Annotated in this window: 1 pseudogene; it reads right to left on the bottom strand. The window is 61.9% G+C overall.

The features are described 5' to 3' along the window. Nucleotides 1–351: pseudogene (locus AC1D0P_RS30140) on the bottom strand (hypothetical protein); the annotation flags it as partial. Between the last annotated feature and the right edge of the window lie 80 nt (nt 352–431).

Here is a 431-nt window from a genome sequence, read left to right as displayed (position 1 = left end):
GATCACGGCAGCAACGAGCATCATCGCCGCCATGGCGTAATAAAGCAGTGAAAACGGCAACGCGTTCGCAACATGCGTGACCGTTCCGCCCCGGCCTTCGGTGCCCAGTGGCACGCCATGGCTGAGCGCGATGGCGCCGAGCATGGCGACGCCGAGCGCGCTGCCGAGCGAGCGCAGGAAGGTCAGCATGCCGGTGGCGACACCGAGATGTTTCTGGTCTACGCCATTCTGGACGGAGACCATGGTGATGGGGAAATTCACGCCCATGCCGAGCCCGACAACCACCAGCAATATTTCCAATACGACGAGCGATGTCTGGGAGGCAAACAGGCCCGTGGCGATGAAGGCCAATCCGCTGATCATCGAGCCGACGATGCAGATACGCTTGATGTGCGTGATACGCAGCGTCAGCCTGCCGCCCAATGTGGCGC

The sequence above is a fragment of the Polaromonas sp. P1_G2 genome (genome assembly GCF_056405515.1).
Note: the sequence above shows the minus strand (reverse complement) of the source record. Positions and strands in the feature narration are given on the sequence as shown.